The organism is Actinosynnema sp. (assembly GCF_052038725.1).
This window is the reverse complement of the sequence record NZ_JBQGCX010000317.1, coordinates 1-4890: the sequence shown is the minus strand read 5'-3', so window position 1 is coordinate 4890 and position 4890 is coordinate 1. Positions and strand designations below refer to the sequence as shown.

The following is a 4890-nucleotide window of genomic DNA, read 5'->3' as shown; positions in this document are numbered from 1 at the left end:
ATCCGGGTGGGCGAGGCGGACCCGGCCGAGCTGGCCCGGGCGGCGTGGGCGAGCGGCGGGCGGGTCGTGGACGCGACCGGGTCGCTGACCGAGGCGGTGGGGGAGATCCGTGGCTGTCGATAGGGCGCTGTGGTGGTCGGTGTGGTGGCCGTGGGCGGTGGTGTGGGTGGTGACCGCGCTGGCGCTGCTGGTCGCCCTCGGGGCGGTCGTCGCGGCGTGGCGCGGCAGGGCCAGGTACGCCCCGGCGCCGGGCGTTCCGGGGGTGCCGATCTACCTGGACGAGAAGGCGGTGATGGACCTGTACCAGGTCGGCGGGTACGGGGACGCCATGACCAAGGAGGTGGTCGACCGGGTCGGCACCACCAGGGACGGGAAGATCGCGCTCAAGGGCGTGGACGTCGGCGTGGAGGGGGCGCGGCAGTCCGGGCGCGAGGTGGTCAAGACGTACATCGAGAACTCGGAGCCGATCGCCGTCGTCGGGGTGCTGCTCGGGGCGCTGGAGAGCGCCCACGGGGTCGTGCACGTGGACCTGCGGGACCGGACGGTGCGCGGGGACGTCGCGCTGGAGCGGGCGCTCGGCGACGGCGCGCGGACCGCGCGGCTGCGGCGGATCGACGCCTACGTGTCGGTGCGCGGGGAATTCCGCGAGACGGGGCGGCACGACGGCACTAGGGTCTTCCAGGCGCCCTACGGCGACCCGGACGACCCGGCCGAGGGGCCGCAGGTCGTCGTCGAGTGCCAGAGCGCCGGGCTGCGACCGGACGTCGTGCCCGAAGGGGTGTTCAGCGCGCGGTGCTTGGGCCGGGTGCAGGCGTGGAAGGCGGGGAGCGGGGAAATGGTCATCAGGCCGATCGCGGTGTTCCTGTGAAGGCGCTGCTGGACCGCGTGCTCGTGGTCGACGTCGAGGCGACCTGCTGGGAGGGCGCGCCGCCCGGCGGGCAGGTCAGCGACATCATCGAGATCGGGGTGTGCGAGTACGACGTCGCGCTCGGCGAGCGGGTCGAGCGGCACTCGCTGCTGGTGCGCCCCACCCGGTCCGAGGTGAGCCCGTTCTGCACGTCGTTGACGACGTTGACGCAGGAGCAGGTCGGGCGCGGGCTGGACTTCGGGGTGGCGTGCGCGCGGTTGCGGGAGCTGGGGTCGCACGAGCGGGTGTGGGCCAGCTACGGGGACTACGACCGCAAGCAGTTCCAGCGGCAGTGCGCCGACCTGGGCGTGCCCTACCCGTTCGGGCCGAGGCACCTGAACGTGAAGACCCTGTTCGCGCTGACGCGGGGCCTGCACCGGGAGGTCGGCATGGCCCAGGCGCTGGCGCTGGCCGGGCTGCCGCTGGACGGCACGCACCACCGGGGCGACGACGACGCGTGGAACATCGCGGCGCTGCTCGGCACGCTGCTGGTCAGGTGAGCCGGGGGGTTCTGCGATCCTTGAGCGCATGGCAACGGTTCCGGAGCGGCTGATCACCGCAGCGACGCGCTTGTTCGCCGCCAAGGGGTACGACCGGGTGGCGGTGCAGGAGGTCGTGGAGCAGGCGGGCGTCACCAAAGGGGCCATGTACCACTACTTCGGGTCCAAGGACGACCTGCTGGCGGAGATCTACGGGCGGTTGCTGCGGATGCAGACCGAGCGCCTGGAGCACTTCGCGGCGGCGCGGGGCCCGGTGGACGAGCGCCTGCGGGCGGCGGCGGTGGACGTCGTGGTGACGAGCGTGGACAACTTCGACCAGGCGAAGGTCTACTTCCGCTGCGCCGACCACCTGCCGGAGGACAAGCGGCTGGGGCTGCGCGCGGAGCGGCGGCGGTACCACGAGCGGTTCCGGGGGTTGGTGGAGCAGGGGCAGGCGGAGGGGGTGTTCTCGCCCGCGGCGCCCGCGGACCTGGTGGTGAACTACTTCTTCGGGGCGGTGCACCACCTGGCCGAGTGGTACAGCGCGGAGGGGGCGCTGACGGCGGGGCAGGTGGGGGAGCACTACGCGGACCTGCTGATCAGCTCGCTGCGGGCTTGACCACCGCCCCCGACCGGGTGGCCGGGGGCGGTGGGGCGCGTCAGCTCTTGGGGAGCTCCGGCTCGACGTCCTTCGCGAGCGCCTGGGCGGTGGCGCAGGAGTCGTCGATGGAGCTGATCGAGTAGCCGGTGACGTCCACCCTGGAGGACGACGTGACCTCGATGGTCACCGTGCAGTCCAGGTCCGTCACGGTCTTCTTCACGAGCTTGGCGGCCCTGCCGCCGACGGTGGTCTCGGAGATCTCCGAGTTCGCCCCCGCCTGGTACTGGGAGATGCCCAGGGTGGGGTAGACGTCGAGCTGGACCCGCACCCCCTTCGAGTTCTTCGCCGAGCAGCCGTTGCTGTCGGCGTCGGCCATATCGGTCAGGTCGTTCTTGGGAGCGATCTCGGTGAGAACATCGCAGGGATCGAGCTCGTCGAGCGAGGGCCCGGTGGAGGGCGAACCGGAGGTTTTGGTGCCTTCGGTGTCCTGGGGTGGCGCAGCAGATGGAGTGCCTGGCTCCTGGGTCGAGCAAGCCGTGACCGTTCCCGCGATGAGCAGTAGGGCGAGGATTCGTGATCTGTTCAACTTTGTCCCTGCTTGATCTTCATCGGGTTTTTCAGCTCGGGTAGTTCATCCGCTGCGCTTCGTCGACGTTCCGGTAGTTGCGCTTGGCCAGTTCCATCGCTTCACGCGCTTCGACCAGTGTCTTGATGAGCTCTTGGAGCGCGGGGATGACGCCGATGGTCCCCGGCCCTCCGGTCGCGCTCTCCAGGTTGTAGCGACTCATCGCCACCCCGTCAGGGCTCGTTCCCAACTGCGTGGCCTGCGTCAAGTCTCGTGCGGACATCACAGCGGAGCCCAGCTCCTCCAGGGAGTGGTTGATCGCCTGGATGTACGCGTCCGCCCCGGATTCCGTGATGGCGAACCCACCCGAAGCCGCGACCTGCTTCAGGTTGGCCATGCCGGCCGTCATCGACTTGATCGTCTCGATGTTCAGCGCATCCGCCACGTCACACCCCCAGTGGTAAGTCCGTTGACCCGAACGTTACCGCCCGAACCACCCCCACGTGGCGACCTTCGCGCTACTCACGGCACCAGCAGCACCACCGTCTCCGCCACGCAAGCCGGCTTCGCCGCCCCCTCCGCCTCCACGACCACCCGGACCACCGCCTGCCGCTCCCCGCCACCCCCGCCCTCGGACACCGACACCACCTCCACCCCCGCCCGCACCCGCATCCCCACCAGCACCGGGCTCGGGAACCGCACCCGGTTCAGCCCGTAGTTCACCCCCATCGACACCCCCTCCACCGAGTACACCTCCCGCACCAGCAGCGGGATCAGCGACAGCGTCAGGTACCCGTGCGCCACCGGCCCCCCGAACGGCCCCGCCGAAGCGCGCTCCACGTCCACGTGGATCCACTGGTGGTCCCCCGTCGCCTCCGCGAACAGGTCCACCTCGCGCTGCGTCACCTCGTGCCAGGGCCCGAACCCCAGGTGCTCCCCGGCAGCCGCAGCGAACTCCGCCAACCCCTCGAACCGGCGCACCATCAGTCCCGAGGCCCGCCCGCGACGTACACGACCTGCCCGGACACGAACCCCGCCCCCTCGCTGACCAGGAACGACGCCGTGTGCGCGATGTCCTCCGGCACCCCGACCCGCCCCACCGGGATCGCCGCCGCCGCAGCCGCCTTGAACTCCGCGAAGTCCACCCCGACCCGCGCCGCCGTCGCCGCCGTCATGTCGGTCTCGATGAACCCCGGCGCGATCGCGTTCACGGTCACCCCGAACCGCCCCAGCTCGATCGCCAGCGTCTTCGTGAACCCCTGCACCCCGGCCTTCGCCGCCGCGTAGTTCGCCTGCCCCCGGTTCCCCAGCGCGGACGTGCTCGACAGGTTCACCACCCGCCCCCACCCGGCCTTCACCTGGTGCGCCTGCACCGCCCGGCTCATCAGGAACGCCCCGCGCAGGTGCACCCCGATCACGGTGTCCCAGTCGTCGTCGGACATCTTGAACAGCAGGTTGTCCCGCAGCACCCCGGCGTTGTTCACCAGCACCACCGGCGGCCCCAGCTCCTCGGCCACCCGCGCCACCGCCGCGTCCACCGACGCCCGGTCCACGACGTCCACGCCCACCGCCAGCGCGCGCCCGCCGTCCGCCTCGATCGCCGCGACCCCGTCCGCGCACCGCTCCGCATCCAGGTCCAGCAGCGCCACCGCGAACCCGTCCCGCGCCAACCGGGCGGCCACCGCGGCCCCGATCCCCCGAGCCGCCCCGGTGACGACCGCAACCCGTCCCTCGGCCACGTGAACCTCCTCGATCAGCGGGCCAGAACGAGCGGAACCTAGCGGCCCCGCGCCGGACCGCACCACCCCCGAAGGCCCCGCGCCCCCGATCAGCCCCCGTCCACCAGCGACCGCGCGAACCCCACCGCCCGCGCCACCCCCTCGCGGTGCCGCTCGACCCTCCGGCCCTGGAAGTCCTGGTCCCGCAACTCCTCGTCGGTCGGCTCCGGCGCTGGCTCCTGCCCGACCCGCTCCAGGTCCAGCTCCAGCAACCGCCGCGCCACCCCCGACGCCAGCGCCACCACCGCCCCGTCCTCCAGCACGCTGTCGTGCAGCCCCACCCACCACAACCGAGGCAGCGCCGCCCACCCCGCCAGCGCCCGCCCACCCCGCTCCCGCAGCGCGTTGAACTCCAGCGACACCTCCCGCAACCGGGGCGCGTCCACCTCCGCCAGCCCCTCGAACTCCGCGTCGTCCAGCCCGCACTCGTCCAGCCCGCACTCGTCCAGCCCCAGCGCGACCGGCGTCCGCCACGCCCGAGCGTCTCCCAGCCCGGAGTAGTACTCGCTGAGCCCGCCCCGTCCAGGTCCAGCCGCTCCAGCGCGCACTCCCGCGCCCCC

The 4890-nt window shown here is 72.1% G+C and carries 7 protein-coding genes and 1 pseudogene; 3 read left to right on the top strand and 5 right to left on the bottom strand.

Going from position 1 to position 4890, the window contains the following annotated elements:
• Positions 1–109 precede the first annotated feature (109 nt).
• The 3 genes from ACTUAL_RS06295 to ACTUAL_RS06285 are packed head-to-tail and all read left to right on the top strand — an operon-like array spanning position 110 to position 2005.
• Positions 110–868, top strand: coding sequence for a hypothetical protein (locus ACTUAL_RS06295; RefSeq protein ID WP_440899581.1), 759 nt, complete (start codon positions 110–112; stop codon positions 866–868).
• Positions 865–1407: a 3'-5' exonuclease gene (locus tag ACTUAL_RS06290; RefSeq protein ID WP_096492182.1), complete on the top strand. Its 543-nt coding sequence runs from the start codon at positions 865–867 to the stop codon at positions 1405–1407. The genes ACTUAL_RS06295 and ACTUAL_RS06290 overlap by 4 nt, the downstream gene beginning before the upstream one ends.
• A 28-nt stretch (positions 1408–1435) precedes the next feature.
• Positions 1436–2005, top strand: coding sequence for a TetR/AcrR family transcriptional regulator (locus ACTUAL_RS06285; RefSeq protein WP_096492183.1), 570 nt, complete (start codon positions 1436–1438; stop codon positions 2003–2005).
• A 40-nt stretch (positions 2006–2045) separates the two neighbouring features.
• Here ACTUAL_RS06285 and ACTUAL_RS06280 read toward each other — a convergent pair whose 3' ends face one another.
• The 5 genes and pseudogenes from ACTUAL_RS06280 to ACTUAL_RS06260 form a co-directional block, all read right to left on the bottom strand.
• Positions 2046–2573: a DUF3558 domain-containing protein gene (locus tag ACTUAL_RS06280; protein WP_440899580.1), complete on the bottom strand. Its 528-nt coding sequence runs from the start codon at positions 2571–2573 to the stop codon at positions 2046–2048.
• A 31-nt stretch (positions 2574–2604) separates the two neighbouring features.
• Entirely contained in the window at positions 2605–2997 is a 393-nt protein-coding gene (locus ACTUAL_RS06275) for a hypothetical protein (RefSeq protein WP_440899579.1), read from the bottom strand.
• Between the two features lie 77 nt (positions 2998–3074).
• On the bottom strand, positions 3075–3536 hold the full coding sequence (locus ACTUAL_RS06270) for a MaoC family dehydratase (RefSeq protein ID WP_440899578.1): 462 nt from the start codon (positions 3534–3536) through the stop codon (positions 3075–3077).
• Positions 3536–4291 carry an SDR family oxidoreductase gene (locus tag ACTUAL_RS06265; RefSeq protein ID WP_440899577.1) on the bottom strand — a complete coding sequence of 252 codons (756 nt, stop codon included), beginning with the start codon at positions 4289–4291 and terminating at the stop codon, positions 3536–3538. Before ACTUAL_RS06265 ends, ACTUAL_RS06270 begins: the two co-directional genes overlap by 1 nt.
• An 89-nt stretch (positions 4292–4380) precedes the next feature.
• A pseudogene (locus ACTUAL_RS06260) lies at positions 4381–4890 on the bottom strand (hypothetical protein); the annotation flags it as partial.